Here is a 25,246-nt window from a genome sequence, read left to right on the forward strand (position 1 = left end):
TATCACGTTCACCGTGTTGTGTCCTCGCGCAGTGCCGCCACCACCTGCTCCATGGCGACACTCCGCGACCCCTTGACCAGCACGCTGGCGCCGGGGGGAAGATGATCCAGCGCGTGGCGTACCAGCGCCTCGCGGCCGTCGAAATGGCACCCGCCTTCACCGAAGGCATGGCTGGCGGGGCGTGCCGCCTCGCCAAGGGTGCCCAGGAAATCGATCCCCAGTTCCCGTGCGTGGCGCCCGATCTCGGCGTGCAACGCCGCGGACGCCTCTCCCAACTCTCCCATGGCACCCAGCAGGCACCAGCGCGGCGCTGGCAGGCTGCCCAGCAGCTCGAGTGCGGCCTTCACCGCACCGGGGTTGGCGTTATAGCTGTCATCGATGATTCGGGTGGCGCGGATGCCCGCCACCACGGCCTGGCGGCCGGCCATCGGCTCGACTGCCGCGAGCCCCGCCAGCACATCGCTGGCGGAGGCCCCCATGGCCAGGGCCGCCGCCGCCGCGGCCAGGGCATTGGCCACGCTGTGGCGTCCCATCAGTCGCAGACTGACATCGCCAAGCTCGTGGTCGTCGACGACAAGCGTGAAAGCATAGCGCCCGAGGGCATCTGCGACCAGTGAACGCGCCGTGACCCTGGCGCCCTCGGCCAGACCGAAGTCGAGCACCTCGCGCGGGGCGGCCAGCCGGCTCCAGGTAGCGAAGTAGGTATCGTCGCGGTTGAGCACCGCCACGCCGTCCGCGGGCAGGCCGGCGATAATCTCCGCCTTGGCCTGGGCGATCTGCCCCATGCCTCCGAACTCGCCGACATGGGCGCCGGTAACATTGGTGATCACTGCCACTCGAGGCTCGGCCAGGCCTACCGTCCAGGCGATCTCGCCCAGATGATTGGCCCCCAGCTCCACCACCGCCTGGCGGTGGGCCGGGGTCAGCTCGAGCAGGGTCAACGGCGCGCCGAAGTCGTTGTTGAGGTTGCCGCGCGTGGCCAGCGTCGCCCCCTGGCGGTTGAGGATTGCCGCCAGCAACTCCTTGACGGTGGTCTTGCCGCTGTTGCCCGTCACCGCCGCCAGCGGGCCACCCCAGGAGCGACGACGGGCACGGCCCAACAGACCCAGGGCGAGGCGGGTATCGGCCACCACCAGCTGGGGCAGCGGGTCATCCACCGCCCGCTCGACCACGGCGGCCACGGCCCCCGCCTCGCGGGCCTCGGCCAGGAAGTCATGGGCATCGAAGCGCTCGCCGCGCAGCGCGACGAAGAGCGCCCCCGCCGCGACCTTGCGGGTATCGGTAACGATCGCGTCCACCGGCAGGTCCTCGGCCGGGATTGCGATCCCCAGGGCCTCGGCCACCTCGGCCAGGCTGGACAGCCCGCAGCGGCTCATCACGCCCCCTCCCCCTTGCCGCGAGCCGCCAGCGACTGCTCGGCCACCTCGCGGTCGTCGAAGGGGTGGCGCACGCCGGCGATCTCCTGGTAGTTCTCGTGGCCCTTGCCGGCGATCAGCACCACATCGTCGGGGCCCGCCTCGGCCAGGGTGCGGCGGATGGCCGCCGCGCGCCCGGCGATATCCCAGGTCCTTTGACGGGCCGCCTCGCTCAGGCCAGCCATCATCTGCTCGCGGATGGAGGCCGGCGCCTCGCCGCGGGGGTTGTCGTCGGTGACCACCAGGCGGTCGGCGTGGCGCTCGGCGGCGGCGGCCATGGGTGCCCGCTTGCCGGGATCGCGATCGCCGCCACAGCCGAACAGGCACCAGAGCCGGCCCTGGCCGGGCAGGTGGTCGCGCAACGCCGACAGGGCGTTGTCCAGAGCGTCAGGGGTATGCGCATAGTCGATCACCACCGTGGGCATCCCGGGCCGTGCCAGGATCTCCATGCGCCCGGGCACCGGTGCGAGATGCCCCACCGCCTCGCACAGCGCCTCGAGGTCGTGCCCCAGCCCGAGCAGCGTGGCCATGGCCAGCAGCACGTTGTCGAGGTTGAAGCGCCCCACCAGCGGCAGCGCCAGCTCGCGCTCGCCCTGGGGGGTGGCGATCAGGGCACGCTGACCGGTGGCATGGGGGAAGCGCTCCAGCACGCGCAGGGTCACCGCCTCGTCATGTCCGGTGGCGAGTACCCGCACGCCGGCGGACAGGCCGGCCAACATCAGCCGGGCCAGGGGGTCATCGCCATTGACCACGGCGAGCTCGAGCTCGGGCCTGCGAAACAGCCGCGCCTTGGCGGCGGCATAGGCGGCCATGCTGCCGTGGTAGTCGAGGTGGTCGCGGCTCAGGTTGGTGAAGACCGCGGCCTGCACCCGGCAGCCATCGAGGCGGCCCTGCTCCAGGGCATGGGAGGAGACCTCCATGGCCACCCGCGTGACGCCGTCATCGGCGAGTCCGGCGAGCGAGGCCTGCAGCGCCAGGGGCCCCGGAGTCGTCAATCCGGCGTCGACCAGTTGACCGGGGCGGCCATTGCCGAGGGTACCAATCACCGCGGCATCGACGTCCAGCGACCGGCTCAGCTCGGCGATGTAATGGGTCACCGAGCTCTTGCCGTTGGTGCCGGTGACACCGACCAGCTCGAGGGAGTCGGGCACGCCGTAGAGCAGGCGGCCGAGCTCTCCCAGGCGTTCGCGCAGGCCTTCTAGCGGCACCACCCGCGGATCATCGGGGCATCCGCGGCCGTCCGCCGCATGGCACAGCACCCGCAGCGCACCGCCGGCCAGGGCCTGGTCGATGAAGTCGCGCCCATCCACCGCCACCCCGGGCACCGCGACGAAGACATCACCCGTCGCCACCCGCCGGCTGTCGGTCTCCAGGCGAGTCTCCCCCTCGGCTGACGGGGCAAACGCGTGGTCGGGCCACAGTCGTGACAGGGTGGCATCGAGGCGGGAGAGCGTTATCGACATGGCAGGGCTCGCTTGGGGCGGTCGGTTGGCGCTCATTCGTCCTCCGGGACGTGACGCTGGTCGGGGGGTACATCGAGCAGGCGCAGGGCACTGCCGGCGACGCGCGAGAACACCGGTGCCGCCACCGCACCACCGTAGTAGGAGTCGCCCCGCGGGTGGTCGATCATCACCACCGCCACGATGCGCGGGTTGCTGACCGGGGCGATGCCCACGAAGAAGCCGCGATAGGCGTTCTCCTGGTAGCCTCCGGCGCCGGTCTTGCGCACCGTGCCGGTCTTGCCGGCGACACGATAGCCCGGCACCTCGGCTCGCCGAGCACCGGTATCCGGCTCGACGACCTTATCCATCATTTCCAGGACCTGGCGGGCGACCTCGGGCGAGATGACCTGCTCCCCCGTGACGGGTTCGTCGAGGCGCAGCAGTGACGGCGGCAGCAGGCGCCCCTGGTTGGCGATGGCGGTAAAGGCACTGGCCAGCTGGAGCGGCGTGACCGAGAGTCCGTAGCCGTAGGAGAGCGCCGCCCACTGGCTGCTCGACCAGCGCACCGGTGCCGGCACCTCTCCGGTCGCCTCGCCGGGAAAGCCGGTACCCGGTGCCTGGCCGAAGCCCAGGCGGCGATAGAGCTGGGGCACCACCGGCTCGTCATAGCGCAGCACCAGCTTGGACATGCCGATATTGGAGGACTTCTCGAGGATACCGGCGAGGTCGAGCTCGCCGTAGTTGCGTATATCGCGGATGGTGAAGCGGTCGATCCGCATCCAGCCGGGGGAGGTATCAACCACGGTGGCGGGAGACAGGTCGCCGGCATCGAGCATCGCCGCCATGGCCAGCGGCTTGACCACCGAGCCGGGCTCGTAGGGGTCGACGATGACTCGGTTGCGCAGCCCCTGGGGATCGAGCCCGGCACGGTTGTTGGGGTTGTAGGAGGGCTGGTTGGCCATGGCCAGCACCTCGCCGGTGCGCGCATCCAGCATCACCACCACGCCACCATCGGCATCCTGCTCGGCCACCGCGGCCTTGAGCTCACGGTAGGCCATGTACTGGAGGCGCTGGTCGATGGAAAGCGTCAGCTCGCCACCGGGCTTGGCCTCGCGCAGCACCTCGAGGTCACGCACCAGGCGTCCGCGCCGGTCCTTGAGCACGCGGCGCAGCCCGGGGGTGCCCGCCAGGTAGGGCTGATAGGCCAGCTCGAGCCCCTCCTGCCCCACGTCGTCGACGTTGGTCACCCCCAGCAGCTGGGCGGCCACCTCGCCGGCCGGGTAGTAGCGCTTGTACTCGTCCTGGCCGTAGACGCCGGGCACACGCAGGTCGAGGACCCGCTGGGCCGCCTCGGGGGTCAGCTGACGGCGCAGGTACATGAACTCGCGCTCGGCATAACGCGCCAGCCGCTCGTTGAGGGTCTCCAGCTCCATGCCCAGCGCCGAGGCCAGCTGGACACGCTGGATGGGGTCATCGGGCACATCCTGGGGGTTGGCCCACAGGGTCACCACCGGGGTGGAGATGGCCAGCGGTTCGCCGTGACGGTCGGCGATCATGCCGCGGTGGGCAGGCAGCGAGTCGGTGCGCAGGGTACGGGCATCGCCCTGCCCCTGCAGGAAGGGGCGGTCGACCACGTGCAGGATGACCACACGCCCCACCAGCAGCCCCAGCCCGAGCAGCACCATTCCCAGCATCACGACATAGCGCAGCCGCCCCATGGGCACGCCGGGCGGGCGACGACGCGGCGACACACCGCTGCGAACTTCGGTATTCATCGCCGGATCACCTCCACCTCGTCCACGCCGGGCAGGCGCATCTCCAGGCGCTCCACGGCCAGGCGCTCGATGCGGGCCGGCGACGACCAGGCACTCTCCTCGAGGAGCAGCTGACCCCACTCGGTCTGCAGCTGCTGCTGCTCGCGTTCGAGCTGCTGCAGGGCGGCGTACTCCTCACGGGTCAGGTGGCTGATGGCGATCACTGCCAGGGCGCTGGCCAGGCAGCCGGCCAGCAGCAGAAGCACCAGCAGCGCGCGCGGGTTCAGGCGCAGCGCCGAGGGCCAGGCGAGACGAGCGGTAAACGACCTTCCCTGTGTCATGCCGACTCCTTCCTTCACTGTCGCATGCTCAATAGCGCTTGCGCGCGACGCGCATCACCGCGCTGCGTGCGCGGGGGTTCTCCTTGACCTCCGACTCCCCGGGACGCTGGGCCTTGCCCACCGCCTCCAGGCGACGCTCGAGCTGCTCGTCGCGAATCGGGATGCCCCGGGGCAGGTGGGTGTCACCCCGCACATGGTGCCGGATGAAACGCTTGACCCGACGATCCTCCAGGGAGTGAAAGCTGATCACCACCAGGTGGCCACCCGGGGCCAGCGCCTCCAGCGCCGCCTCCAGAGCCGCGTCGAGCTGCTCGAGCTCGCCGTTAACCTGGATGCGCAGGGCCTGGAAGACCCGCGTCGCGGGGTGCTTGTGCTTCTCCCAGGCGGGGTGGGCGGTCTTGACCACCTCGGCCAGGTCGGCGGTGCGCTCGAAGCGTCGCTCGGTGCGTCGCGCGAGAATCGCCCTGGCCAGGCGCCGGGCATAGCGCTCCTCGCCGTACTCCTTGAACACCCGAGACAGCTCGGCCTCGCCGGCGCGGGCAATGAAGCCCGCCGCGCTCTCGCCTCGGGTCGGATCCATGCGCATGTCCAGCGGGCCGTCGCGCAGGAAGCTGAAGCCGCGCTCGGGATCGTCGAGCTGGGGAGAGGAGACGCCGATATCGAGCAGCACCCCGGCCAGCCGACCATGCAGCTCATGGGCACGGGCGACCTCGTCGAGGCGGGCGAATTCGGCACGCTCGATGGTGAAGCGCGGGTCATCGATGGCGGCTGCCTCGGCAATCGCCTGAGGGTCACGATCGATGGCCAGCAGCCTGCCCCGGGGCGAGAGGCGCGACAGGATCTCCCGCGAGTGGCCGCCGCGACCGAAGGTACCGTCGAGATAGGCACCATCGGAATCGTGGACCAGGGCATCGACCGCACCGTCGAGCAGCACGCTGGCGTGGCGAAAACCCCGCGGGGGTGTATCAGGGGCGGACTGCATGCGCTTATCGATCCACGGTGGGGCGACGGAGAGTTCCGCCGCCGGACTGAAAACAGGGGGGAGCCGGCCGATAAGCCGGGTTCTGTCGAGGACAGTCATTCATCTAGGGGTCGCGTCACCACGACCCTCGAGCAACCTACCCGAACCCGGCGCGGGCCACGCCAGCGGGTTCCTATTTGGTCTTGCTCCGAGTGGGGTTTACCGTGCCACGCACTGTTACCAGGCGCGCGGTGCGCTCTTACCGCACCCTTTCACCCTTACCGGCCTCCCGAGGGAGACGTAGGCGGTCTGCTCTCTGCTGCACTTTCCGTCGGCTCACGCCGCCCAGGCGTTACCTGGCACTCTGCCCTGTGGAGCCCGGACTTTCCTCCCCCGGATCACTCCGGCGGCGACTGTCTGGCCGACTCCCGCGGCAAGGATACCAGTGCCCCGACACCCCCTCAACAAGCAGTGCATTCCAACGCGAGGGACGCCGGGGGCAAGCCGACGGAACAGCCCCAAGCGACCTTGCCTCAGGGGGACGCCTGGTCTTTGAGGGTCTGGGCGTGGGCATACCAGGCCTTCTTGGCGCCCCCCAGCACCCGCGACGCCACCGCCGCGGCCTGCTTGACGCCGACGCCCTCGGCCAGCAGCGCCGCGAGCAGCGCCTCCCCCTCCACTTCGCCACCCGCGCCCTTCTCGCGCGGCGGCGCACCGGCCACCATCACCACGAACTCGCCGCGGGCCTGGTTGGGGTCCTCCTCCATGCGCCGGGACAACTCGGCGGCGCTGCCCTCCAGAAAGGTCTCGAAGGCCTTGGTCAGCTCCCGCGCCAGCACCAGGCGACGCTCGCCGAATACCGTCCCGATATCCGTCAGGGTGTCGCGAATGCGATGCGGCGATTCATAGAAGACCAGGGTCTCGCTGCGCGTCGACAGCTCCTCGAGCTGCGCGCGACGCGCCCCGCCCTTGGCCGGCAGGAAGCCATGGAAGGTGAAGCGGTCGGTAGGCAAGCCCGCGGCCGAGAGAGCGGCGACCAGCGCACAGGCACCGGGAACCGGCACGATGCGCCGCCCCCGGGCGCGCAACTCGCGCACCATCACGAAGCCGGGGTCGCTGATCAGCGGCGTACCGGCATCGGAGACCAGGGCGATGGACTCGCCGGCGGCCAGGCGGGCGTCCAGCTGCTCGACCCGAGCAGCCTCGTTATGCTCATGCAGCGACAGCATGGGCACCTGCACCCCCAGGTGGCGCAACAGGCGTGCGGTGTGCCGGGTGTCCTCGGCGGCGACCAGCGACACCTCGGCCAGCACCCCGGCGGCACGCGGGCTCAGGTCGGCCAGATTCCCAATCGGCGTGGCGACCACGTACAATGAAGCAGAGTTCGGTTCTGACACGTCGCCTCCTCGGCGGGCTCCCGATACGACGGATGAAGAAAGGAAGGATGCATGCTCACACTCACACGCGGCCTGCTGGCCACCGCGCTACTCGCGCTGCTGCTGGCCGGCTGCGCCTACCAGCCGGGCATCGTCGAGCGCGTCACCGATGATGACCCCGCGAGCCTGCTCGAGCAGGCCCAGCAACAGGAACCGGGCCAGGCGGCGCGCACGCGGCTGGACGCGGCGGACATCCTAGCACGCCAGGGGGAGCGCACCCAGGCACTCGAGATCGCCCGCAATATCGACGATGCTCGCCTGGCCGGCGACCAGCGGGCGCGCTGGGCGCTGCTGCTGGCCGATCTCGGCGAGAGTGAAGGCAACCCCGAGGCGGTGATCCGCGCGACCCAGGACCTCGACGGCCTGGAGCTGAATCGCGGCCAGGCACTGGCCCTGCGCGAACAGCGGGGCCTGGCCCTGCTCGAGGTCGATGAGCCCCTTGCCGCCGCCGAGGCCCTGCTGGCAGTGCAGGCAGAGTCCGATGACGAGGCCCTCAACGACCCCATCTGGCGCGCCCTGGGGGGGCTCGATGGGCGCCGGCTGACCCGGTTAGGTGAACAGGGCGATGCCCTGACCCGCGGCTGGGTCGAGTTGAGCGAGACGGTGCGCAGCGGCGGTGGCGATATCGAGCGCCTGTTCCAGCGCCTGGATGACTGGCGCAGCCGCAATCAGCGCCACCCGGCGGCACGCCGACTGCCGGCAGACCTGCTCGCCCTGCGCGAGCTGAGCGGCCAGGAGGTACAGCATATCGCCGTGCTGCTGCCCGACTCCGGCCCCCTGTCACGAATCGCCGAGGCCGTCGCCGAGGGCATTCGTACCCAGCACCGCCTGTCGAATGATGCCAATGTCCGCCTGAGCTTCATCGATGGCTCCTCCGGCAGCCTCGAGGCGCTCTATCGGGAAGCCGAGAATCGCGGCGCCCAGGTCGTGATCGGCCCCCTCGACAAGGACCGGGTCAGCGAGCTCGAGCGCCGCGACCGCGTGCCACTCCCCACCCTGGCGCTCAACTACGGCAGGGGCGGCAGCAATCACGCCGAGGGGCTCTTCCAGTACGGCCTCTCCGCCGAGGACGAGGCCACCCAGGCCGCCCAGCGCGCCTGGCGCGACGGGCATCGCCGCGCCGCCCTGCTGGCACCTGACAACGACTGGGGGCGCCGCGTCGGCGAGGCCTTCTGGGATGAATGGCGCGCCCAGGGCGGGGAGATCACCAAGGCGGTGCGCTACAACCCCGGCGCCGCCGCCACCGAAAGCACCCGTCGCGCCATCGCCGAGGCACGCCCCGACGCCCTGTTCATGCTGGCGCTTCCCGACTACGCCCGCCAGGTGCCGCCGACCCTGGACTATTACGGCGCCGGCGACCTGCCGGTCTACGCCACCTCGCACCTGTTCAACGGGCAGCTCAATCCTCGCCTCGACGGCGACCTGGACGACGTGCTGTTCCTCGACATCCCCTGGCAGATCCCCGATGCCGCCGTGGGCGGCGAGGACGCCCTGCCCTTCTCCGCGAGCTACCGCGCCCTGCGCGAGGAGGCGGACCCCAACCTGTTCCGCCTGAACGCCATGGGGGTCGACGCCTTCGAGCTGGCGCGGCGGCTGCCCCAGTTCCAGCTGGTGTCGGGCAGCGAGGTGTTCGGTGCCACCGGCACCCTGCGCCCGGGGCCCGACGGCCGTATGCAGCGCCAGCTGCCCTGGGCACGCTTTGTCAACGGCGTCCCTCAGCCGGTGCTGATCCCGGGGATCTTCGGTGATGAGCAGTCCCCGTGACGCGCGGGCCCGCGGCGAGGCCATCGAGCGCCTCGTCGCGGCCTGGCTCACAGAGCGCGGCCTGACGCCGGTGGCCGCCAACCAGCACGCCAAGGGTGGCGAACTGGATCTGGTGATGCGCGACGGCGAGACCCTGGTCTTCGTCGAGGTGCGTCACCGGGCCGATACCCGCCACGGCCACCCCCTCGAGACCATCACCGCCACCAAGCAGCGCCGCCTGGTCCGGGCGGCGCGTTTTTATCTCCAGCGCAACCGGCTATCATGTGCCTGCCGCTTCGATGTGGTGGCCGTGACCGGCCAGCCCCCCGAACTCGACATCCAGTGGGTGGTCAACGCCTTCGATGCCTACTAACTCGCCAGAGGAACCCGACTCAGCATGGATTTCCAGCAGCGCATTCTCGGCCACTTCAACGCCAGCATCGACACCAAGACCTACGCCAGTGAAGTGCTGCCGCCCTTCATCGAGGTGGCCAGCCAGATGATGGTCCAGTGCCTGGTCAGCGAGGGCAAGATCCTGGCCTGCGGCAACGGCGGCAGCGCCGGCGACAGCCAACACTTCTCGTCGGAACTGCTCAACCGTTTCGAGCGGGAGCGTCCCAGCCTGCCCGCCCTGGCGCTGACCACCGACACCTCGACCCTGACCTCCATCGCCAACGACTACAGCTACAACGAGGTCTTCTCCAAGCAGGTACGCGCCCTGGGCCAGCCCGGCGACATACTGTTGGCGATCTCCACCAGCGGCAACTCGGCCAACGTCATCCAGGCCATTCAGGCCGCCCATGACCGCGACATGACGGTGGTGGCCCTGACCGGACGCGACGGCGGCAACATGGCTTCGCTGCTCGGCCAGGACGACTGCGAGATCCGCGTCCCAGCGACCTCCACCGCGCGCATCCAGGAGGTCCACCTGCTGGTGATCCACTGCCTCTGTGACCTGATCGACGAACAACTCTTTGGAGCAAGCGAATGACGACACGCCCCCCCCTGCTCAGCGCGCTGCTGCTGTCCGCCGTCCTGGGCCTCGCCGGCTGCACCACCGTGACCAGCGTGACGCACCAGGGCACCATCGACGAGAACTACGGCAAGCGCACCGCCGGTGCCCAGGTCGAGGATCAGAGCATCGAGACCAAGATCTCCCACAACCTCGGCCGCACCGACGCCCGCCTGGGCGATGCCCGGATCAACGTCGACAGCTACAACGGCGTGGTACTGCTTACCGGCCAGGTCCCCAGCGAGGAGCTCAAGACCCTGGCCAACGAAGTGGCCAGTGACGTGCGCAACGTGCGCACCATTCACAATGAGCTCACCATCGCCGGCAACCTGCCCGCCAGCCAGCGGCTCTCGGATACCTGGCTCAACACGCGCATCCGCACCCACCTGGCCGCCAACGAGAGCATCGACTCGAGCCGCATCCGGGTGATCACCGAGAATGCCAGCGTCTACCTGATGGGCATCGTGACCCGTGCCGAGGCCGAGCGCATCGTCCAGGCGGTCTCGCAGCTGGGCGGCATGCAGCGCATCGTCAAGGTATTCGACTATCTTGACTGACGGGCTTGACTGACGGGCTCGACTGACCGACGTGCCCGACGGGCACCGCGACAAGCCCCCAACGCAGGACGGCAGGCCCTCGGGCCTGCCGTCCTGCGTTTCCACACCTGACCGGGAACTACTTGATCACGCGCAGCGAGGGCCTGCCCTTGGGCGGGCGACGGTTACCTTCGCCCTCCTCGGCCGGTGGCTCCTCGCCTGCCGAGGCATCGCCATCGCTCTCCACCTCGGTCAGCGTCGGCGCCTCCTCGTCGGCGGCATCGGCGGGCTGCGGCATCACCGGCTCATGGCCGAAGACCATGCCCACGCCATTCTCGCGACCATAGATGGCCACCAGGGCGTCGCTCGGCACCATCACCCGCATGGGCTGGCCACCGAAGCGGGCCCCGAAGCTGATCGCGTCGTTCTCCATGGCGAGATCACGTACCGCGGTCGGCGACAGGTTGAGGACGATCTGGCCGTTCTGCACGAACTGCCGCGGGACCTCGACGTCGGGGTGCTCCGCATCGACCACGATATGCGGCGTGAGGTCGTTGTCCAGCAGCCACTGGAACAGGGCCCTGGCCAGGTAGGGGCGACTGGATAGGTTGGGACGACTGGAATCCATCGTCAGGCCCTCCTCCGTTGAACGGCCGCCCGCAGGCGACCGGAAGTGTATCAGCTACGCATCTCGCGCTCGCGTTCACTCAGCGAGGCCTTGAAGCCATCACGCTCGAAGACCCGCTCCATGTAGCCGAGCAGCGGCCCCACCTGCTTCTCGGGCAGCTCGATGCCCAGTGCCGGCAGGCGCCACAGGATCGGTGCCAGGCAGCAGTCCACCAGGGTGAACTCCTCGCTCATGAAGAACGCCATGTCCTCGAAGATGGGCGAGATACCCACCAGGCTCTCGCGCAGCTCCTTGCGTGCCTTGTCCGCCTCCTTCTTGGCCCCCTGCTCGATCTGCTCCACCAGCGGGCACCACTCGCGCTCGATGCGATGCATCCAGAGGCGGCTCTGGGCACGCGCCACCGGATAGACCGGCAGCAGCGGAGGATGCGGGAAGCGCTCGTCCAGGTACTCCATCATCACCTTGGACTCGTACAACACCAGATCACGATCCAGCAGGGTCGGCACGCTGTTGTAGGGGTTGAGGTCGGCGAGCTCCTCGGGGGGCTGGTCCTGGGTGACTTCCACGATGTCCACCGCCACACCCTTCTCGGCGAGCACGATACGCACCCGATGACTGAAGTGATCGGTACCACCGGAATAGAAGATCATCGACGACCGCTTGGCCACTACACCCATGAAACAATCCTCGCATCAAATCGAACGACTATGATAACACGCGGGCAGCGCTCCGCGGGGGAGCGTTTCGCCCGGCACATACGTCGCGGGGGCGCATGGCCGTTGGCCGTGCGCCCCCGCATTGTCCACCGCGGTGGATCAGTGGATGTCGCGCCAGTACTCGCGCTTGAGCAGGTAGGCGATGACACCGAAGATGAAGATGAAGATCAGCACCTTGGGCGCCAGGGCCTGGGCCTGCAGCTTGGAGGGCTCGCCGACGTAGGCCAGGAAGTTGGTCAGGTCATAGACCGCTTCCTCGAACTCCGCGGGCTCCATCTCACCGGGCTGGGTCACCTGCAGGGTCTCGCAGGACTGGTACTTGCCGGTCAGCGGATCGAGCTCGGCCCCTTCTACCGGGCGGTCGGTCTCGGCACACACCTTCTCCTGCACACCCTGCAGCGGTTCCAGCACGTTGGGCATGGCCACCAGGTCGAACACGGCGTTGTTCACCCCGGTACCGGTGCTCGGATCCTTGTAGAACGACAGCAGGTAGGAGTAGATCCAGTCGGTGCCGCGCAGGCGCGACTCCAGGGTCAGGTCGGGCGGCGGCGCCCCGAACCAGGTCTCGGCATCGCCGCTGTTCATGGCGATATGCATCTGGTCGTTGAAGGCCAGGTCGGAGGAGAAGATCAGGTTCTCCTCGACCAGATCCTGGGGCATGTTCAGGTCCTCGGCGGCCCGCGCGAAGCGCTGGTGCTCGAGGGAGTGACAGCCCATGCAGTAGTTGGTGTAGAGCTGCATGCCCCGCTGCAACGACGCCTTGTCGTCCAGGTCCGGCGTCATGGAGTACGGGACGCTGGTGCCTCCCGCGGCCATCGCCGCGAGGGGCACCAGCGCGAAGAGCAGTGCGAACAGTTGCTTTTTCATTAGCCAGTCACCCTCTCCGGAACGGGTTTTGTCTTCTCCAGCCGAGTGTAGAACGGCATCAGCAGGAAGAAGGCGAAGTAGATGGCGGTACAGATCTGGGCCACCAGGGTCCGGCCATCGGTGGCGGGCAGCACGCCCAGCACTCCGAGGATCACGAAACTGATGGCGAACAGCGCCAGCATCACCTTGGAGATCCAGCCCTTGTAGCGGATGGAGCGCACCGGGCTGCGGTCGAGCCAGGGCAACACGAAGAGCACCGCGATGGCCGCCCCCATGCAGATCACGCCGAGGAGCTTGGCGTCGAGGCCGAACAGCGAGAAGTTGATGGCGCGCAGGATCGCGTAGAAGGGGGTGAAGTACCACACCGGGGCGATGTGATTCGGGGTCTTCAGCGGGTTAGCCGGTTCGAAGTTGGGCTTCTCGAGGAAGTAGCCGCCCCCCTCGGGGAAGTAGAAGATCACCACCGCGAAGACGAACAGGAACACCGCCACACCGACGATATCCTTCACCGTGTAGTACGGGTGGAAGGGGATGCCGTCCAGCGGCTTGCCGGTCTCGTCCTTTTTCTGCTTGATGTCGATGCCGTCCGGGTTGTTGGAGCCGACCTCATGCAGGGCAATGATGTGCAGCACCACCAGCGCCAGGATCACGATGGGCAGCGCCACCACGTGCAGGGCAAAGAAGCGATTGAGCGTGATACCGGAGATCAGGAAGTCGCCGCGCACCCACTGGGTCAGGTCGGGGCCGATCACCGGGATGGCGGAGAACAGCGAGATGATGACCTGAGCCCCCCAGTAGGACATCTGCCCCCAGGGCAGCAGGTAGCCCATGAAGGCCTCGGCCATCAGCGCCAGGTAGATCGCCATGCCGAAGATCCACACCAGTTCGCGGGGCGCCTTGTAGGAGCCGTAGAGCAGGCCGCGGAACATGTGCAGGTAGACCACCACGAAGAAGGCCGTGGCGCCGGTGGAGTGCATATAGCGGATCAGCCAGCCCCACTCTACATCGCGCATGATGTACTCGACGGAGGCGAAGGCGCCCTCCGCGGAGGGGTTGTAGCTCATGGTGAGCCAGATGCCGGTAAGGATCTGGTTGACCAGCACCAGCAGCGCCAGGGAGCCGAAGAAGTACCAGAAGTTGAAGTTCTTGGGGGCGTAATACTTGGACAGGTGCTCCTGCCACATCTGCGTCGCGGGGAAGCGCTCATCCACCCAGCGCATGATCCCCTTCTCCGCCATCGCCTTGTTCGGGTTACCCATCAGGCAGTCTCCTCATCTTCGCCCACGACAATGATATCGTCGGTCTCGAAGCGGTACGGCGGGACCTCCAGGTTGGTGGGCGCCGGAACGTTGCGGAATACCCGGCCCGCCAGGTCGAAACGCGAACCGTGGCAGGGGCAGAAGTAGCCTCCCGGCCAGTTGTCGGTGCCCACGCCCTCGGCATCGGGCTCAGGCTTGAACAGCGGTGAGCAGCCCAGGTGGGTACAAATGCCGATCAGCACCCCGATCTCGGGCTTGATGGCCCGCAGCGGTCCGCTCACATACGCGGGCTGCTGGGGCACTTCGGAGTCGGGATCGGCCAGCCGCGAGGCGTCGAAGCCCTCGGTCCGCTCGATCATCTCCGGGGTGCGGTTGACGATCCAGACCGGCTTGCCACGCCACTCCACGGTCATTTGCTGACCCGGCTCCAGCTTGGACACATCAGCCTGAACCGGCGCGCCCGCCGCTCTCGCCCTGGCACTCGGCTGCCAGGAAGCCACAAAGGGGACCGCAACCCCGACGGCACCAACCCCACCTACAACGGTGGTGGCACCCACGAGGAAACGGCGCCGACCCTTGTTCACGCCGTTATCTGCCATTTCAAGGTTTCTCCCATCAGCTTACCCGTTGATCCATCACGGGCATCATCCCCGCGAACACGGACACCAAATGCGGTACATGTTAAGAAATCGAGCCGCCCCGCACAAGGAAAAGGACCTTGACCAAGGTGGCATGGCACACACAAATTGTTGACCCAGAACAAGAAACGCCCGGGTTGATAAACCCGGGCGTCGAAGCTTCCAAGATGGCTGGCGATCAGCGCTTGGAGAACTGCGGACGGCGGCGCGCCTTGCGCAGGCCGACCTTCTTGCGCTCGACCTGACGCGCGTCACGGGTCACGTAACCCGCCTCACGCAGCGGCGCACGGAAGTCCTCGTTATAGGACATCAGGGCGCGGGTGATGCCGTGACGGATCGCACCGGCCTGGGCAGAACCACCACCGCCCTTGACGGTCACGTAGACGTCGAACTGGCCCAGGGTCTCAGTCAGCTCGAGGGGCTGACGGACCACCATGCGACCGGTGACGCGACCGAAGTACTGGTCCAGCTCACGGCTGTTGACGGTGATCTTGCCGGTGCCCGGCTTAAGGAAGACGCGGGCGGTAGAGGTCTTGCGGCGCCCGGTACCGTAATACTGCTGTGTCATGGCGAAGATTCCCTCAGAAGTTCAGTTCTTGCGGCTGCTGGGCGGCGTGCGGATGCTCGGCGCCGGCGTAGACCTTGAGTTTGGTGTACATGGCGCGGCCCAGAGGGCCCTTCGGCAGCATGCCCTTGACGGCACTCTCGATGATACGCTCGGGGGCGTGGTCGAGCATCTTGTCGAAGGTCATGGAACGCAGGCCACCCGGGTAACCGGTGTGGCGATAGTAGGTCTTGGCCTTGGCCTTGTTGCCGGTGACCTTCACCTTCTCGGCGTTGATAACGACGATGTAGTCGCCGGTATCCACGTGCGGGGTAAACTCCGGCTTGTGCTTGCCGCGCAGGCGACGAGCGATCTCTGTGGCCAGACGGCCCAGCGTCTTGTCCGTGGCGTCGACGACGTACCAGTCGCGCTCGACGGACTGCGGTTTGGCAGTGAACGTCTTCATGGAATCTCACCAATCAAGTGTATTGGGTTATCAGCCGATCATCCGGCATGCAACCATCCCTATTCTTCTTGGTTGCCCCCGACTGGCGGGCACAACGAGTAGAGCGCGCGAATTCTACATGGGCACGGCCCACAAGGCAATGCCACTCAGGGCTTGTGGGGTAGTGCCAGGTAGTCGTGGGACTGCATCTCCTGCAGCCGCGACAGGGTACGCTGGAACTCGAACTCGAGGCGCCCGTCGGCATACAGCGCCTCGGCGGGCATCTCGGCGGACATCAGCAGCTTGACGCCGCGATCGTAGAACTCGTCGACCATATTGATGAAGCGCCTGGCCTGATCATCCGTCGCCCCGTTCATGCGGGTCACGTTGGAGACCAGCACGGAATGGAACTCCCGGGCCAGCTCGATATAGTCGTTCTGGCTGCGCGGACCGTCACAGAGCTCGCGGAACTCGAACCACACCACATCGTCGTGGAGCCGACGGGCGTGCAGCACGCGATGGTTCACCTCCAGCGGCACATCGACCTCGCCGTCATGGCCGGCGATCTCGCGGAAGCTGCGCGCCAGCTCCACCTCGGCTGCCTCGTCGAGGGGCGAGTGGAAGATCTCGGCACGCTCCAGGGCGCGCAGCCGGTAGTCGATGCCCGAGTCGACATTGACCACCTCGCAGTGGCGCTCGAGCAGGTCGATGGCCGGCAGGAAGCGTGCGCGCTGCAGGCCATCCTTGTAGAGATCGCCGGGCACGATATTGGAGGTCGCCACCAGCACCACCCCACGCTCGAACAGCGCCTCGAGCAGGTTGGCCAGGATCATGGCATCGGTGATGTCCTTGACGAAGAATTCGTCGAAGCAGATCACCCTGGCCTCGGCGGCGAACTTCGCGGCGATCAGGCGCAGCGGATTCTTCTCGCCCTTGTAGTGCTCCAATTCGTTGTGCACCCGCTGCATGAAGCGGTGGAAGTGGGTACGCATCTTCTCGGGAAAGGGCAGCGACTCGTAGAAGGCGTCCACGAGGTAGGTCTTGCCGCGCCCGACACCGCCCCAGAAGTAGAGCCCGCGGACCTCCGGCAACACCGGCGCCTCGGGTTCACTGCGTGCACGCTTGCCGAACAGCCCGGCCACACGGGAGGCCAGGCCACTGCCAGAGGCGGCGGGCCGCGGCGGCAACGCCGGCGCGGCGAGCAGGTCATCATAGAGACGCTGCAGATGCGCCACGGCCTGCTCCTGGGCGGCGTCATACTGGAAGTCGTCACGTTCCAGATCGGCCCGATAGCGGGCCATGGGGGTCGGACGAATGTCTCGATGTGCGGCACTCATGGGGGCGAAAACGGCCTGTTGCGGCTTCGACAGGCTGCATATTATACGCGCCTGATCCACGAAGCGCATCGCCGACGCCTGTCCGCGTTGACCCGGCGACGGCGCTCGCCCCTATAATGGTGCGCGCCGGGGCTACCGCCCCACCACCGGATCCGCCCGCCGAAACGCCGGCCGCTGGATCGTTCACCGCCGCAGGGAGACCGACGTGGACGAGAGCAACATCAACTGGATTCTGGCCATCGCCTGCCTGCTGGCCGGTATCGGCCTGGGAGCACTGGGCTACCACCTGCTCAATGCCGGTGCACACGGCATGCAGCGCCTGCGCCAGCGACTCGCCGAACGCGACCGGGAGCTTGCGGCCCTGCGCGACGGCCTCGACGAGCACTTCGACGAGGTCAGCCGACTGGCGGAATTGCTGCGCCGGGACAGCGAGGCGCTGGCCGCCCGTCTCGCCGAGGATGCCAGCAGCCTAGGGGGACGCACCAGGCGCCACCGCGGCCTGGCCGTGGAGGAGGCAGCGCCTCCCGCCGAGGCGACGAGCGACGAAGCCCTGGCGACGCCGCGTGACTATGCCGACGGCTCCGGCGGCACCCTCTCCGAGGACTTCGGCCTCAAGGACGATGCCAGCCGGGAGCCCGAGGCTCCTCGCTACTGAGCCGAGTGCCAGCCACCAGCGCCCCGCCCCACCGGCGGGGCGTTGCGGTTTCAGGACCTCATGCCGGGTTATCGATATCCACGAAGCGGTGCTCGATGCCGAACTCTCCGGCCAGCCACTCGCCCAGCGCGCGCACACCGTCGCGCTCGGTGGCGTGGTGCCCCGCACACAGGTAGTGGATGCCCAGCTCGCGGGCCAGATGGGTGGTGCGTTCGGAGATCTCTCCGGAGATGAAGGCGTCGGCGCCCGCCTCCCAGGCCGCGGTGATCATGTCCTGGGCACCGCCGGTGCACCAGGCCACCCGCTCGATGCGCCAACTCTCCGGCGCCTCCACCAGCAGCGCCTCGCGCCCCAGACGCTCACCGACGTGGTCGGCCAGCGCCCGCGCATCCATCACCGACGGTGGCGCCCCCAGCCAAAGGAGCCCCTCCCCGAGCTCACCGTCGGCGCACCCTTCCACCGTGAAGCCCAGCCGACGCCCCAGCTCGGCGTTATTGCCGAGCCCGGCATGGGCATCCAGCGGCAGATGATAGGCCAGCAGGCTGATGTCGTGGGCCAGCAGGGTCTGCAGGCGGCGCCGTTTCATGCCGGTGATGGCCACCGGCTCGTTCTTCCAGAAATAGCCATGGTGCACGAGCACCAGGTCGGCCTCCCACGCCAGCGCCTCGTCGAGCAGCGCCTGGCAGGCGGTGACGCCGCTCAGCACCCGTCTGACCTCGTCACGCCCCTCCACCTGCAGGCCGTTGACGGTGTAGTCCTTGAAGCGCTCGGGCTGCAGCTTGCTGGCGCAGGCCGCCACCAGGGTGTCGCGATGGGTCATCGTCTCCTCCGGACGCTGTGGAATGAAGGTGTTACCATGCGCCGATTGTAACCGTCACCGACGAGTGCCGGCGACCGTCACAGACCTGACGCGACCGCCCGGACGAGAACCGAGTCCCGCATGCCGTACCGACTACCGCGCCATCGCCTTCGCTCCCTCGCCCCCTACCTGCTGCCGGTACTGATCGGGGTGCTGCTGGCCGTGGTACTGCTCAACGCCTTCCCGCAGCTCACCGGCCGCGATACGGCCGACTCGCCGGCGCCACAAGCGCCCTCCCCGACCCGGCGCGAGCCGCTGGCGGTGTCCCCCGATGTCGCGGCATCCAGCGATGAAACCGAGCGCCCCGCCCCGGCACTGCGCCAGGCACCGCCGCTCGCCCGCGAACAGGGGCCGGCCAGCTACGCCGCCGCGGTGGAGCGCGCCGCCCCGGCGGTCGTCAATATCTACTCCTCCCGGGTCGTCGAGCGCGACCAGCATCCGCTGATGTCGGACCCCTTCTTCCGCCAGTTCTTCGGCGACGACATGCCGACGCGCCAACGCATGCTCTCGAGCCTCGGCTCGGGCGTCATCGTCAGTGAAGAGGGCTATGTGCTGACCAACCACCATGTCATCGGCGGCGCCGACCAGATCCAGGTCGCGCTGCGCGACGGCCGCGAGACCCTGGCCGAGGTGATCGGCACCGATCCCGAGAGCGACCTCGCCGTGCTGCGCATCCAGCTCGACGACCTGCCGGTGATCGAGCTCGCCGACTCCGCCGAGGTGGCCATCGGCGATGTGGCCCTGGCCATCGGCAACCCGTTCGGGGTCGGCCAGACGGTCACCATGGGCATCATCAGTGCCACCGGCCGCAGCCACCTGGGGCTCAACGCCTACGAGGACTTCATCCAGACCGATGCCGCCATCAACCCGGGCAACTCCGGAGGCGCGCTGATCAGCCCCGACGGCGCCATGGTCGGCATCAACACCGCCATCTTCTCGCGCTCCGGCGGCTCCCAGGGCATCGGCTTCGCCATCCCCGCCAACCTGGCGCGAAACATCCTCGAGGAGCTGGTCACCCAGGGGCGGGTGATCCGTGGCTGGTTGGGAGTCGAGGCCCAGGAGCTCAACCCGGAGCTGGCCGCCTCCTTCGGCCTGCAGGCACCTCGCGGCGTGATCATTGCCGGAGTGGTTCCGGGAGGCCCTGCCGACCAGGCCGGCCTGCGCCCCGGCGACGTGCTGCTCTCGATCGAGGGCCGGCCGATCCTCGACGCCCGGGAAACGATGTCTGACATCGCCGCGGTGGAGCCCGGCGACAGCCTGCCGCTCACCGTGGTACGCGGCGGCGAGGAGCTGGAACTGACGGTAGAGGTCGGCGAGCGGCCGCCCCCCGAGCTGCGCGACCCCGAGTAGCCACTCGCCCACGCCGCGCCCACGCTCCCCACGACGCAGAGGGCCCCGCCATCCGGCGGGGCCCTCTCTGCGTCCAGCCACGTCGGTCGATCACGTCTTGATGCGGTACTCGGCGCTGCGCGCATGGGCGGTAAGCGACTCGCCGCGAGCCAGCACCGAGGCCACCCGCCCCAGCTCGGACGCCCCCTCGGCGGAGCAGTGGATGATCGATGAGCGCTTCTGGAAGTCGTAGACCCCCAGCGGCGACGAGAAGCGTGCGGTGCCCGAGGTGGGCAGCACATGGTTGGGACCGGCGCAGTAGTCCCCCAGCGCCTCGGCGGTATAGCGACCCATGAAGATGGCGCCGGCGTGACGCACCTCGGGAAGCCAGCCCTCGGGGTTGGCCACCGAGAGCTCGAGATGCTCCGGCGCGATGCGATTGATCAGAGTCATCGCCTCGGCGCGATCGCGGCAACGAATCAGCGCCCCGCGCCGGGAGAGCGACTCGCGGACGATCGCCTGGCGCTCCAGGGTCGGCAGCAGGCGGTCGATGGCGGCCTCCACGGCGTCGATGTGCTGGTCATCCCAGCCCACCAGGATTGCCTGGGCGTCCTCGTCGTGCTCGGCCTGGGAGAAGAGGTCCATGGCCAGCCACTCGGGGGCGGTCCCGCCATCGGAGACCACCAGGATCTCCGAGGGGCCGGCGATCATGTCGATGCCCACCTGGCCGAACACCGCGCGCTTGGCCGTCGCCACGTAGATATTGCCCGGCCCGACGATCTTGTCGACCCGCGGCACCGTCTCGGTGCCGTAGGCCAGGGCGGCAATGGCCTGGGCGCCGCCCACCGTGAACACCCGGTCGACCCCGGCGAGATGCGCCGCGGCCAGCACCAGCTCGTTGAGCACCCCATCCGGGGTGGGCACCACCATGATGATCTCGCGAACGCCGGCCACGTGGGCGGGAATCGCGTTCATCAACACCGAGGAGGGATAGGCCGCCTTGCCACCCGGCACATAGATGCCGGCGCGGTCCAGCGGCATGACCTGCTGGCCGAGCACGCTGCCGTCCGCCTCGGTGTAGTGCCAGGACTCGGGCTTCTGACGCTCGTGGTAGAGGCGGATACGCTCGGCGGCCTGGGCCAGCGCCTCGCGCTGCTCGGCGGGCAACCCCTCATAGGCCTGGCGCAAGCGCGGTGCACTGAGGGTCAGTTCGGCCATGCTCGATACCGAGAGGCGATCGAAGCGGTTGCTGGCCTCCACCAGGGCGGCATCGCCGCGATCCTTCACCGCGGCGAGAATCTCCGCGACCCGTGCTTGGACCTCGCAGTCGGAGACCCCCTCCCAGGCCAGCAGGTGGTCGAGCCGAGCCGTGAAGTCGGCGTCGGTGGTGGCGAGGCGGGCAATTCCGGAGGGAGCAGTGGTCTCGGTCATGGCAGCATCCATATCGTGTCGGGACTATCCAGTCGGGTCCATCGCCGGCATCTCAGCCAGCGACGCCCTCGCGACGTGCGGTCACCGCCTGCTCGAGGCGCTCGAGCAGCGGCTTGATACGCGCATGCTTCATGGTCATCGCCGCCTTGTTGACCACCAGGCGGGTGGAGATCGGCGCGATCAGCTCGCGGGGCTCCATGCCGTTGGCGCGCAGGGTATTGCCGGTATCGACGATATCGACGATCTCGTCGGCCAGGTTCATCAACGGCGCCAGTTCCATGGCGCCGTAGAGCTTGATCACCTCGGCCTGGATACCCTGCTCGGCATACCAGCGCCGGGCGACGTTGACGAACTTGGTGGCCACCCGGCGACGCGCACGGGCCGGCTCGGCGCCGGTGATGCCGGCGGTCATCAGCCGGCAGCGAGCGATCTCCAGGTCCAGCGGCTCGTAGAGCCCCGCCGCGCCGTGCTCGAGGAGCACGTCCTTGCCGGCCACCCCCAGATCGGCGGCGCCCAGCTGCACATAGGTCGGCACGTCGGTGGCGCGGATCACCACCAGCTTGACGTCGGGCAGGTTGGTATCGAACAGCAGCTTGCGGCTGCTGCCCAGGTCTTCCGCCGGCTCGACGCCAGCGTCGGCCAGCAGCGGCAGGGTCTCGTCCAGGATACGGCCCTTGGAGAGGGCCACGATCAGTTGTTTGCTCATGCTCTCGCCTTGGTCAGGGTGCAGGCTAGCCCGGTACGCGACGGATGCGCGCGCCGAGCAGCTGCAGCTTCTCCTCGATGCATTCGTAGCCGCGATCGATATGGTAGATACGGTCGACCAGCGTCTCCCCCTCGGCCATCATCGCCGCGATCACCAGCGACGCCGAGGCGCGCAGGTCGGTCGCCATCACCGGGGCACCGGAGAGCTGCTCGACTCCTTCGATCACAGCGGTGTTACCCTCCAGAGCGATCTTCGCCCCCATGCGATTGAGCTCCTGGACGTGCATGAAGCGGTTCTCGAAGATGGTTTCGACTACCCGCGAGGTGCCGTCGGCCACCGCGTTCATGGCCACGAACTGGGCCTGCATGTCGGTGGGAAAGGCCGGATAGGGCGCGGTACGAATATTGACCGGCCGCGGGCGCCTGCCGTGCATGTCCAGCTCGATCCAGTCATCGCCGATGGTGATCTCCGCGCCGGCCTCCTCGAGCTTGGCCAGCACCGCCTCGAGGATATCGGCGCGGGTGCGCCGCACCCGGACGCGTCCGCGTGACAGTGCAGCGGCGACCAGAAAGGTGCCGGTCTCGATGCGGTCGGGCATCACGTCATGGTAGGCACCGTGCAGGCGCTCCACCCCCTCGATGGTGATGGTATCGGTACCGTGGCCGCGGATGTTGGCCCCCATCTTGATCAGCAACTCGGCCAGGTCGACCACCTCAGGCTCCCGGGCGGCGTTCTCGAGCACCGTGGTGCCCTCCGCCAGCACGGCCGCCATCAGCAGGTTCTCGGTACCGGTCACCGTCACGGTATCGAAGAAGATGGTGACTCCCTTCAGCCGCCCCTCCACCCGGGCACGGATATAGCCGGCCTCGACGCGAATCTCTGCCCCCATGGCCTCGAGGCCACGCAGGTGCAGGTCCACCGGACGCGAACCGATGGCGCACCCCCCTGGCAGGGAGACATCGGCGTGGCCGAAGTGAGCCACCAGCGGGCCCAGCACCAGGATCGAGGCACGCATCTTCTTGACCAGCTCATAGGGCGCATCGCAGTGCTTCACCTGGGAACCATCGAGCTGGATGGTCATCTTCTCGCCCATCACCGGCTCCACCCCCAGATGGCCGAGCAGCTCCAGGGTGGTGGTGATGTCCTGCAGGTGCGGCAGGTTGCCGATGGTCACCGGCTCGTCGGCCAGAAGGGTGGCGCAAAGGATGGGCAGGGCGGCGTTCTTGGCACCGCTGACCCACACCTCGCCATCGACCGGCCCGTTGCCGGTAATGATCAACTTGTCCATGGAGGGTCGAGGTCTCAGGCGCGGGAATTCTCCGGCGCGTCTTGCCACTGCGCCGGGGTATAGGTCTTGATGCTCACCGCATGCAGCGCGCCGGAGGCGATCTCGTCGGAGAGCGCGCCATAGATCAGCTGCTGGCGTTTGACCGGCGACAGACCTTCGAAGAGCTCGCCCACGGCCACCACCTGGAAATTGCAGCCCTCGCCCTGGATATGGAAATCGCAGCCGTCGATACGCGACTCGAGCAGCCCCTTGACGTCACTGGGTTGCATGGTGAGGCACTCCTTGTAGTACTGAAATGAAAGAGCTGAAACGGGTCCGTCGACGACAGCCACCTCGTCGTCGACAGGCAATAGGGATGACCCATGGTAATGAAAAGCATCGCGCTTGGCGATTGCCCCGGCTACTCGCCCGCCGCCTCCAGCGGCAGCAGGCGCTCGAGGCCGGCCAGGTCGGTGAGACGCCAGAGGGGCGCCGACAGCTGTACCCGCTCCAGGGCGAGCCCGGCACGGCTCGCCGCACGGGCCCACTCCAGCAGCACGGAGAGGGCCGCACTGCTGACGCCGGCGACACCACGCAGGTCGAAGCTCACCGTCTCGCCCGAGTGGCGCTGCGCGAGCCAGCGACTGCCCGCCTCGGCGAGCTCGGCGGCATGCTCAAAGCCCACTTCGCCGCGCACCACCAGACCAGCATCACCGGCCTCCAGCCTCAGGCCATCGCGCGCCAGCAGGTCGCTCACGCGCCCTGCTCCAGCTCCTCGACACCCACCTCCGGCGACCAGCCGTCGATCACGGCGTCGTAATCGCGAGCGTTGTCACGCATCGCCTGATCGAACTGGTTGCGGAAGGTCAGCCCCAGGTTGATGCCGTTGACAATCACGTTGACCACTCGCCATTCGCCACCGGAGAGGCGCAGGGAGTAGCTGACCGGGTAGACGGTACCATCCTCGGCCACCACTTCCATGTCCACGCTGGCCTGGTCCTCGTGGCGCTGGGCCCGCTGGGTATCGAGCACACGCAGGTCGCGATAGTCGAAGGTCACCAGTCCCTTGGCGTAGGTATCGATCAGGGTCTGGCGGAAGGTCTCGACGAAGCGCGAACGCTGCTGCGGCGTGGCGTTGGCGAAATAGCGCCCCATCACGCTGGCGCCGATGTAGCGGAAGTCGGCGATCTCATCGAGGCTGTCGTCGACCAGCGCCTCGAGCTCATCCATGTTGTTGGCGAAGTGGTCGCGCCGGCCCTCGATCTGGCCGGTCAGCGTCTCGACGCTGTGGCGGATCACCTGGTCGGGGGTGCGCTCGGGGGCGGCCTGCACGGCCAGGCTGAACAGCAGGCTCAGCAGCAACGTTGCCAGGGCCAGGGGATAACGGATCATGATCAACGTCTCCATGTCGGGGTCGATGAAAAATCGGTCAGCGGCTAGTCGCTGACCATGTTTGACACGAACTGCTGGATGAGTTCTTCAAGCACCAGGGCCGACTGGGTATCGCGGATGGTATCGCCGTCGGCCAGGGTCTCGGGATCGCCACCCACGGAAAGCCCCACGTACTGCTCGCCGAGCAGGCCCGAGGTCAGGATCGCCGCGGTGGTGTCACGGGAGAGCTGTCCCTGCAAGTCATCATCGAGCTCGAGCACTACACGGGCATCGTACCAGTCGGTATCGAGCTCGATGGCCGCCACGCGTCCCACCGTGACCCCGGCCATGGTGACCCGTGCGCGGGGCTTGAGGCCGCCTATATTGGCGAAATTGGCCTCCAGGCGGAAGGTATCGCCGGGGGTCTGCAGGGTCATGCCGCTGACCCGCAGGCCGAGAAACACCAGGCCGAGGATGCCGGCGAGCATGAAAAGCCCCACCCCCAGCTCCATGGTTTTGCTGCGCTTCATCAGTATCTCCACACATCAGGGCGA

General features: G+C 68.0%; 28 protein-coding genes and 1 other RNA gene. 6 read left to right on the plus strand and 23 right to left on the minus strand.

The features are described 5' to 3' along the window. Positions 1–8: 8 nt before the first annotated feature. The 7 genes from LWH48_RS01125 to rsmI form a co-directional block, all read right to left on the minus strand. The gene (locus LWH48_RS01125) at positions 9–1,376 is read right to left on the minus strand and encodes a UDP-N-acetylmuramoyl-tripeptide--D-alanyl-D-alanine ligase (protein WP_232910959.1); all 1,368 of its coding nucleotides are present in this window, start codon (positions 1,374–1,376) and stop codon (positions 9–11) included. After that, entirely contained in the window at positions 1,376–2,878 is a 1,503-nt protein-coding gene (locus LWH48_RS01130; protein ID WP_442908283.1) for a UDP-N-acetylmuramoyl-L-alanyl-D-glutamate--2,6-diaminopimelate ligase, read from the minus strand. The genes LWH48_RS01125 and LWH48_RS01130 overlap by 1 nt, the downstream gene beginning before the upstream one ends. A gap of 32 nt (positions 2,879–2,910) precedes the next feature. Next, positions 2,911–4,632: a peptidoglycan D,D-transpeptidase FtsI family protein gene (locus LWH48_RS01135; RefSeq protein WP_232910961.1), complete on the minus strand. Its 1,722-nt coding sequence runs from the start codon at positions 4,630–4,632 to the stop codon at positions 2,911–2,913. Next, positions 4,629–4,952, minus strand: coding sequence for a cell division protein FtsL (ftsL, locus tag LWH48_RS01140; protein WP_161432373.1), 324 nt, complete (start codon positions 4,950–4,952; stop codon positions 4,629–4,631). Before ftsL ends, LWH48_RS01135 begins: the two co-directional genes overlap by 4 nt. Positions 4,953–4,980: 28 nt before the next feature. Continuing rightward, positions 4,981–5,934 carry a 16S rRNA (cytosine(1402)-N(4))-methyltransferase RsmH gene (gene rsmH, locus LWH48_RS01145; RefSeq protein ID WP_161432374.1) on the minus strand — a complete coding sequence of 318 codons (954 nt, stop codon included), beginning with the start codon at positions 5,932–5,934 and terminating at the stop codon, positions 4,981–4,983. Between the two features lie 55 nt (positions 5,935–5,989). Continuing rightward, positions 5,990–6,342, minus strand: an RNA gene (gene rnpB, locus LWH48_RS01150) — RNase P RNA component class A. Positions 6,343–6,446: 104 nt separating this feature from the next. Further along, positions 6,447–7,310 (minus strand): 16S rRNA (cytidine(1402)-2'-O)-methyltransferase, encoded by an 864-nt coding sequence (gene rsmI, locus LWH48_RS01155; RefSeq protein ID WP_232910962.1) that lies wholly within the window; start codon positions 7,308–7,310, stop codon positions 6,447–6,449. 51 nt (positions 7,311–7,361) lie between these two features. Here rsmI and LWH48_RS01160 point away from each other — a divergent pair, with 51 nt between their 5' ends. The 4 genes from LWH48_RS01160 to LWH48_RS01175 are packed head-to-tail and all read left to right on the plus strand — an operon-like array spanning position 7,362 to position 10,661. Beyond that, on the plus strand, positions 7,362–9,113 hold the full coding sequence (locus LWH48_RS01160; RefSeq protein WP_232910963.1) for a penicillin-binding protein activator: 1,752 nt from the start codon (positions 7,362–7,364) through the stop codon (positions 9,111–9,113). Beyond that, on the plus strand, positions 9,097–9,465 hold the full coding sequence (locus LWH48_RS01165; RefSeq protein ID WP_232910964.1) for a YraN family protein: 369 nt from the start codon (positions 9,097–9,099) through the stop codon (positions 9,463–9,465). The genes LWH48_RS01160 and LWH48_RS01165 overlap by 17 nt, the downstream gene beginning before the upstream one ends. Positions 9,466–9,489: 24 nt before the next feature. After that, complete coding sequence (locus tag LWH48_RS01170) at positions 9,490–10,083, plus strand: phosphoheptose isomerase (RefSeq protein WP_110281837.1); 594 nt, start codon at positions 9,490–9,492, stop codon at positions 10,081–10,083. Continuing rightward, positions 10,080–10,661: a BON domain-containing protein gene (locus LWH48_RS01175; RefSeq protein WP_232910965.1), complete on the plus strand. Its 582-nt coding sequence runs from the start codon at positions 10,080–10,082 to the stop codon at positions 10,659–10,661. The genes LWH48_RS01170 and LWH48_RS01175 overlap by 4 nt, the downstream gene beginning before the upstream one ends. Before the next feature lie 118 nt (positions 10,662–10,779). Here LWH48_RS01175 and LWH48_RS01180 read toward each other — a convergent pair whose 3' ends face one another. The 8 genes from LWH48_RS01180 to zapE form a co-directional block, all read right to left on the minus strand. Next, positions 10,780–11,268 (minus strand): ClpXP protease specificity-enhancing factor, encoded by a 489-nt coding sequence (locus LWH48_RS01180; RefSeq protein ID WP_161432379.1) that lies wholly within the window; start codon positions 11,266–11,268, stop codon positions 10,780–10,782. Positions 11,269–11,318: 50 nt separating this feature from the next. After that, the gene (gene sspA, locus LWH48_RS01185; protein ID WP_161432380.1) at positions 11,319–11,945 is read right to left on the minus strand and encodes a stringent starvation protein SspA; all 627 of its coding nucleotides are present in this window, start codon (positions 11,943–11,945) and stop codon (positions 11,319–11,321) included. A 138-nt stretch (positions 11,946–12,083) separates the two neighbouring features. Continuing rightward, positions 12,084–12,851: a cytochrome c1 gene (locus LWH48_RS01190; RefSeq protein WP_232910966.1), complete on the minus strand. Its 768-nt coding sequence runs from the start codon at positions 12,849–12,851 to the stop codon at positions 12,084–12,086. Next, a complete protein-coding gene (locus LWH48_RS01195) occupies positions 12,851–14,110 on the minus strand; it encodes a cytochrome b (RefSeq protein WP_232910967.1) in 1,260 nt (419 codons plus the stop codon). The genes LWH48_RS01190 and LWH48_RS01195 overlap by 1 nt, the downstream gene beginning before the upstream one ends. Further along, the gene (petA, locus tag LWH48_RS01200; protein WP_232910968.1) at positions 14,110–14,709 is read right to left on the minus strand and encodes a ubiquinol-cytochrome c reductase iron-sulfur subunit; all 600 of its coding nucleotides are present in this window, start codon (positions 14,707–14,709) and stop codon (positions 14,110–14,112) included. The genes LWH48_RS01195 and petA overlap by 1 nt, the downstream gene beginning before the upstream one ends. 217 nt (positions 14,710–14,926) lie before the next feature. After that, positions 14,927–15,316 carry a 30S ribosomal protein S9 gene (gene rpsI, locus LWH48_RS01205; RefSeq protein WP_161432384.1) on the minus strand — a complete coding sequence of 130 codons (390 nt, stop codon included), beginning with the start codon at positions 15,314–15,316 and terminating at the stop codon, positions 14,927–14,929. A 13-nt stretch (positions 15,317–15,329) separates the two neighbouring features. Then, positions 15,330–15,758 carry a 50S ribosomal protein L13 gene (rplM, locus tag LWH48_RS01210; protein WP_161432385.1) on the minus strand — a complete coding sequence of 143 codons (429 nt, stop codon included), beginning with the start codon at positions 15,756–15,758 and terminating at the stop codon, positions 15,330–15,332. Positions 15,759–15,904: 146 nt separating this feature from the next. Then, positions 15,905–17,074 (minus strand): cell division protein ZapE, encoded by a 1,170-nt coding sequence (zapE, locus tag LWH48_RS01215; RefSeq protein WP_232910969.1) that lies wholly within the window; start codon positions 17,072–17,074, stop codon positions 15,905–15,907. Between the two features lie 205 nt (positions 17,075–17,279). Here zapE and LWH48_RS01220 point away from each other — a divergent pair, with 205 nt between their 5' ends. Further along, positions 17,280–17,729 (plus strand): YhcB family protein, encoded by a 450-nt coding sequence (locus LWH48_RS01220; RefSeq protein WP_232910970.1) that lies wholly within the window; start codon positions 17,280–17,282, stop codon positions 17,727–17,729. Positions 17,730–17,787: 58 nt separating this feature from the next. Here LWH48_RS01220 and LWH48_RS01225 read toward each other — a convergent pair whose 3' ends face one another. After that, positions 17,788–18,549 carry a Nif3-like dinuclear metal center hexameric protein gene (locus LWH48_RS01225; RefSeq protein WP_232910971.1) on the minus strand — a complete coding sequence of 254 codons (762 nt, stop codon included), beginning with the start codon at positions 18,547–18,549 and terminating at the stop codon, positions 17,788–17,790. A 120-nt stretch (positions 18,550–18,669) separates the two neighbouring features. On the opposite strand from LWH48_RS01225, the gene LWH48_RS01230 reads away from it, so the two are divergent. Next, positions 18,670–19,938, plus strand: a complete 1,269-nt coding sequence (locus LWH48_RS01230) for a S1C family serine protease (protein ID WP_232910972.1) — start codon at positions 18,670–18,672, stop codon at positions 19,936–19,938. Positions 19,939–20,028: 90 nt separating this feature from the next. Here LWH48_RS01230 and hisD read toward each other — a convergent pair whose 3' ends face one another. From hisD to mlaD, 7 genes are all read right to left on the minus strand, one after another. After that, positions 20,029–21,348, minus strand: coding sequence for a histidinol dehydrogenase (gene hisD / locus LWH48_RS01235; RefSeq protein WP_232910973.1), 1,320 nt, complete (start codon positions 21,346–21,348; stop codon positions 20,029–20,031). 52 nt (positions 21,349–21,400) lie between these two features. Continuing rightward, the gene (gene hisG, locus LWH48_RS01240) at positions 21,401–22,054 is read right to left on the minus strand and encodes an ATP phosphoribosyltransferase (RefSeq protein WP_232910974.1); all 654 of its coding nucleotides are present in this window, start codon (positions 22,052–22,054) and stop codon (positions 21,401–21,403) included. A gap of 25 nt (positions 22,055–22,079) precedes the next feature. Further along, positions 22,080–23,342: a UDP-N-acetylglucosamine 1-carboxyvinyltransferase gene (gene murA, locus LWH48_RS01245; RefSeq protein WP_232910975.1), complete on the minus strand. Its 1,263-nt coding sequence runs from the start codon at positions 23,340–23,342 to the stop codon at positions 22,080–22,082. A 14-nt stretch (positions 23,343–23,356) separates the two neighbouring features. Continuing rightward, positions 23,357–23,611, minus strand: a complete 255-nt coding sequence (locus LWH48_RS01250; RefSeq protein WP_232910976.1) for a BolA family protein — start codon at positions 23,609–23,611, stop codon at positions 23,357–23,359. Positions 23,612–23,742: 131 nt separating this feature from the next. Beyond that, on the minus strand, positions 23,743–24,078 hold the full coding sequence (locus LWH48_RS01255; RefSeq protein ID WP_232910977.1) for an STAS domain-containing protein: 336 nt from the start codon (positions 24,076–24,078) through the stop codon (positions 23,743–23,745). Then, positions 24,075–24,713: an MlaC/ttg2D family ABC transporter substrate-binding protein gene (locus LWH48_RS01260; protein WP_232910978.1), complete on the minus strand. Its 639-nt coding sequence runs from the start codon at positions 24,711–24,713 to the stop codon at positions 24,075–24,077. The genes LWH48_RS01255 and LWH48_RS01260 overlap by 4 nt, the downstream gene beginning before the upstream one ends. A 44-nt stretch (positions 24,714–24,757) precedes the next feature. Beyond that, on the minus strand, positions 24,758–25,222 hold the full coding sequence (gene mlaD / locus LWH48_RS01265; RefSeq protein WP_161432396.1) for an outer membrane lipid asymmetry maintenance protein MlaD: 465 nt from the start codon (positions 25,220–25,222) through the stop codon (positions 24,758–24,760). Positions 25,223–25,246: the final 24 nt, after the last annotated feature.

Origin of the sequence: Halomonas sp. G15 (genome assembly GCF_021282295.1) — a bacterium.
GTDB lineage: Bacteria > Pseudomonadota > Gammaproteobacteria > Pseudomonadales > Halomonadaceae > Halomonas > Halomonas alimentaria.

What these genes read in the sequence shown, in the direction of transcription:
- LWH48_RS01125 (WP_232910959.1), bottom strand. Translation starts at nt 1,376, where the DNA reads ATGAGCCGCTGCGGGCTGTCCAGCCTGGCCGAGGTGGCCGAGGCCCTG.
- LWH48_RS01130 (WP_442908283.1), bottom strand. Translation starts at nt 2,878, where the DNA reads ATGTCGATAACGCTCTCCCGCCTCGATGCCACCCTGTCACGACTGTGG.
- LWH48_RS01135 (WP_232910961.1), bottom strand. Translation starts at nt 4,632, where the DNA reads ATGAATACCGAAGTTCGCAGCGGTGTGTCGCCGCGTCGTCGCCCGCCC.
- ftsL (WP_161432373.1), bottom strand. Translation starts at nt 4,952, where the DNA reads ATGACACAGGGAAGGTCGTTTACCGCTCGTCTCGCCTGGCCCTCGGCG.
- rsmH (WP_161432374.1), bottom strand. Translation starts at nt 5,934, where the DNA reads ATGCAGTCCGCCCCTGATACACCCCCGCGGGGTTTTCGCCACGCCAGC.
- LWH48_RS01160 (WP_232910963.1), top strand. Translation starts at nt 7,362, where the DNA reads ATGCTCACACTCACACGCGGCCTGCTGGCCACCGCGCTACTCGCGCTG.
- LWH48_RS01165 (WP_232910964.1), top strand. Translation starts at nt 9,097, where the DNA reads ATGAGCAGTCCCCGTGACGCGCGGGCCCGCGGCGAGGCCATCGAGCGC.
- LWH48_RS01170 (WP_110281837.1), top strand. Translation starts at nt 9,490, where the DNA reads ATGGATTTCCAGCAGCGCATTCTCGGCCACTTCAACGCCAGCATCGAC.
- LWH48_RS01175 (WP_232910965.1), top strand. Translation starts at nt 10,080, where the DNA reads ATGACGACACGCCCCCCCCTGCTCAGCGCGCTGCTGCTGTCCGCCGTC.
- LWH48_RS01180 (WP_161432379.1), bottom strand. Translation starts at nt 11,268, where the DNA reads ATGGATTCCAGTCGTCCCAACCTATCCAGTCGCCCCTACCTGGCCAGG.
- sspA (WP_161432380.1), bottom strand. Translation starts at nt 11,945, where the DNA reads ATGGGTGTAGTGGCCAAGCGGTCGTCGATGATCTTCTATTCCGGTGGT.
- LWH48_RS01190 (WP_232910966.1), bottom strand. Translation starts at nt 12,851, where the DNA reads ATGAAAAAGCAACTGTTCGCACTGCTCTTCGCGCTGGTGCCCCTCGCG.
- LWH48_RS01195 (WP_232910967.1), bottom strand. Translation starts at nt 14,110, where the DNA reads ATGGGTAACCCGAACAAGGCGATGGCGGAGAAGGGGATCATGCGCTGG.
- petA (WP_232910968.1), bottom strand. Translation starts at nt 14,709, where the DNA reads ATGGCAGATAACGGCGTGAACAAGGGTCGGCGCCGTTTCCTCGTGGGT.
- rpsI (WP_161432384.1), bottom strand. Translation starts at nt 15,316, where the DNA reads ATGACACAGCAGTATTACGGTACCGGGCGCCGCAAGACCTCTACCGCC.
- rplM (WP_161432385.1), bottom strand. Translation starts at nt 15,758, where the DNA reads ATGAAGACGTTCACTGCCAAACCGCAGTCCGTCGAGCGCGACTGGTAC.
- zapE (WP_232910969.1), bottom strand. Translation starts at nt 17,074, where the DNA reads ATGAGTGCCGCACATCGAGACATTCGTCCGACCCCCATGGCCCGCTAT.
- LWH48_RS01225 (WP_232910971.1), bottom strand. Translation starts at nt 18,549, where the DNA reads ATGACCCATCGCGACACCCTGGTGGCGGCCTGCGCCAGCAAGCTGCAG.
- LWH48_RS01230 (WP_232910972.1), top strand. Translation starts at nt 18,670, where the DNA reads ATGCCGTACCGACTACCGCGCCATCGCCTTCGCTCCCTCGCCCCCTAC.
- hisD (WP_232910973.1), bottom strand. Translation starts at nt 21,348, where the DNA reads ATGACCGAGACCACTGCTCCCTCCGGAATTGCCCGCCTCGCCACCACC.
- hisG (WP_232910974.1), bottom strand. Translation starts at nt 22,054, where the DNA reads ATGAGCAAACAACTGATCGTGGCCCTCTCCAAGGGCCGTATCCTGGAC.
- murA (WP_232910975.1), bottom strand. Translation starts at nt 23,342, where the DNA reads ATGGACAAGTTGATCATTACCGGCAACGGGCCGGTCGATGGCGAGGTG.
- LWH48_RS01250 (WP_232910976.1), bottom strand. Translation starts at nt 23,611, where the DNA reads ATGCAACCCAGTGACGTCAAGGGGCTGCTCGAGTCGCGTATCGACGGC.
- LWH48_RS01260 (WP_232910978.1), bottom strand. Translation starts at nt 24,713, where the DNA reads ATGATCCGTTATCCCCTGGCCCTGGCAACGTTGCTGCTGAGCCTGCTG.
- mlaD (WP_161432396.1), bottom strand. Translation starts at nt 25,222, where the DNA reads ATGAAGCGCAGCAAAACCATGGAGCTGGGGGTGGGGCTTTTCATGCTC.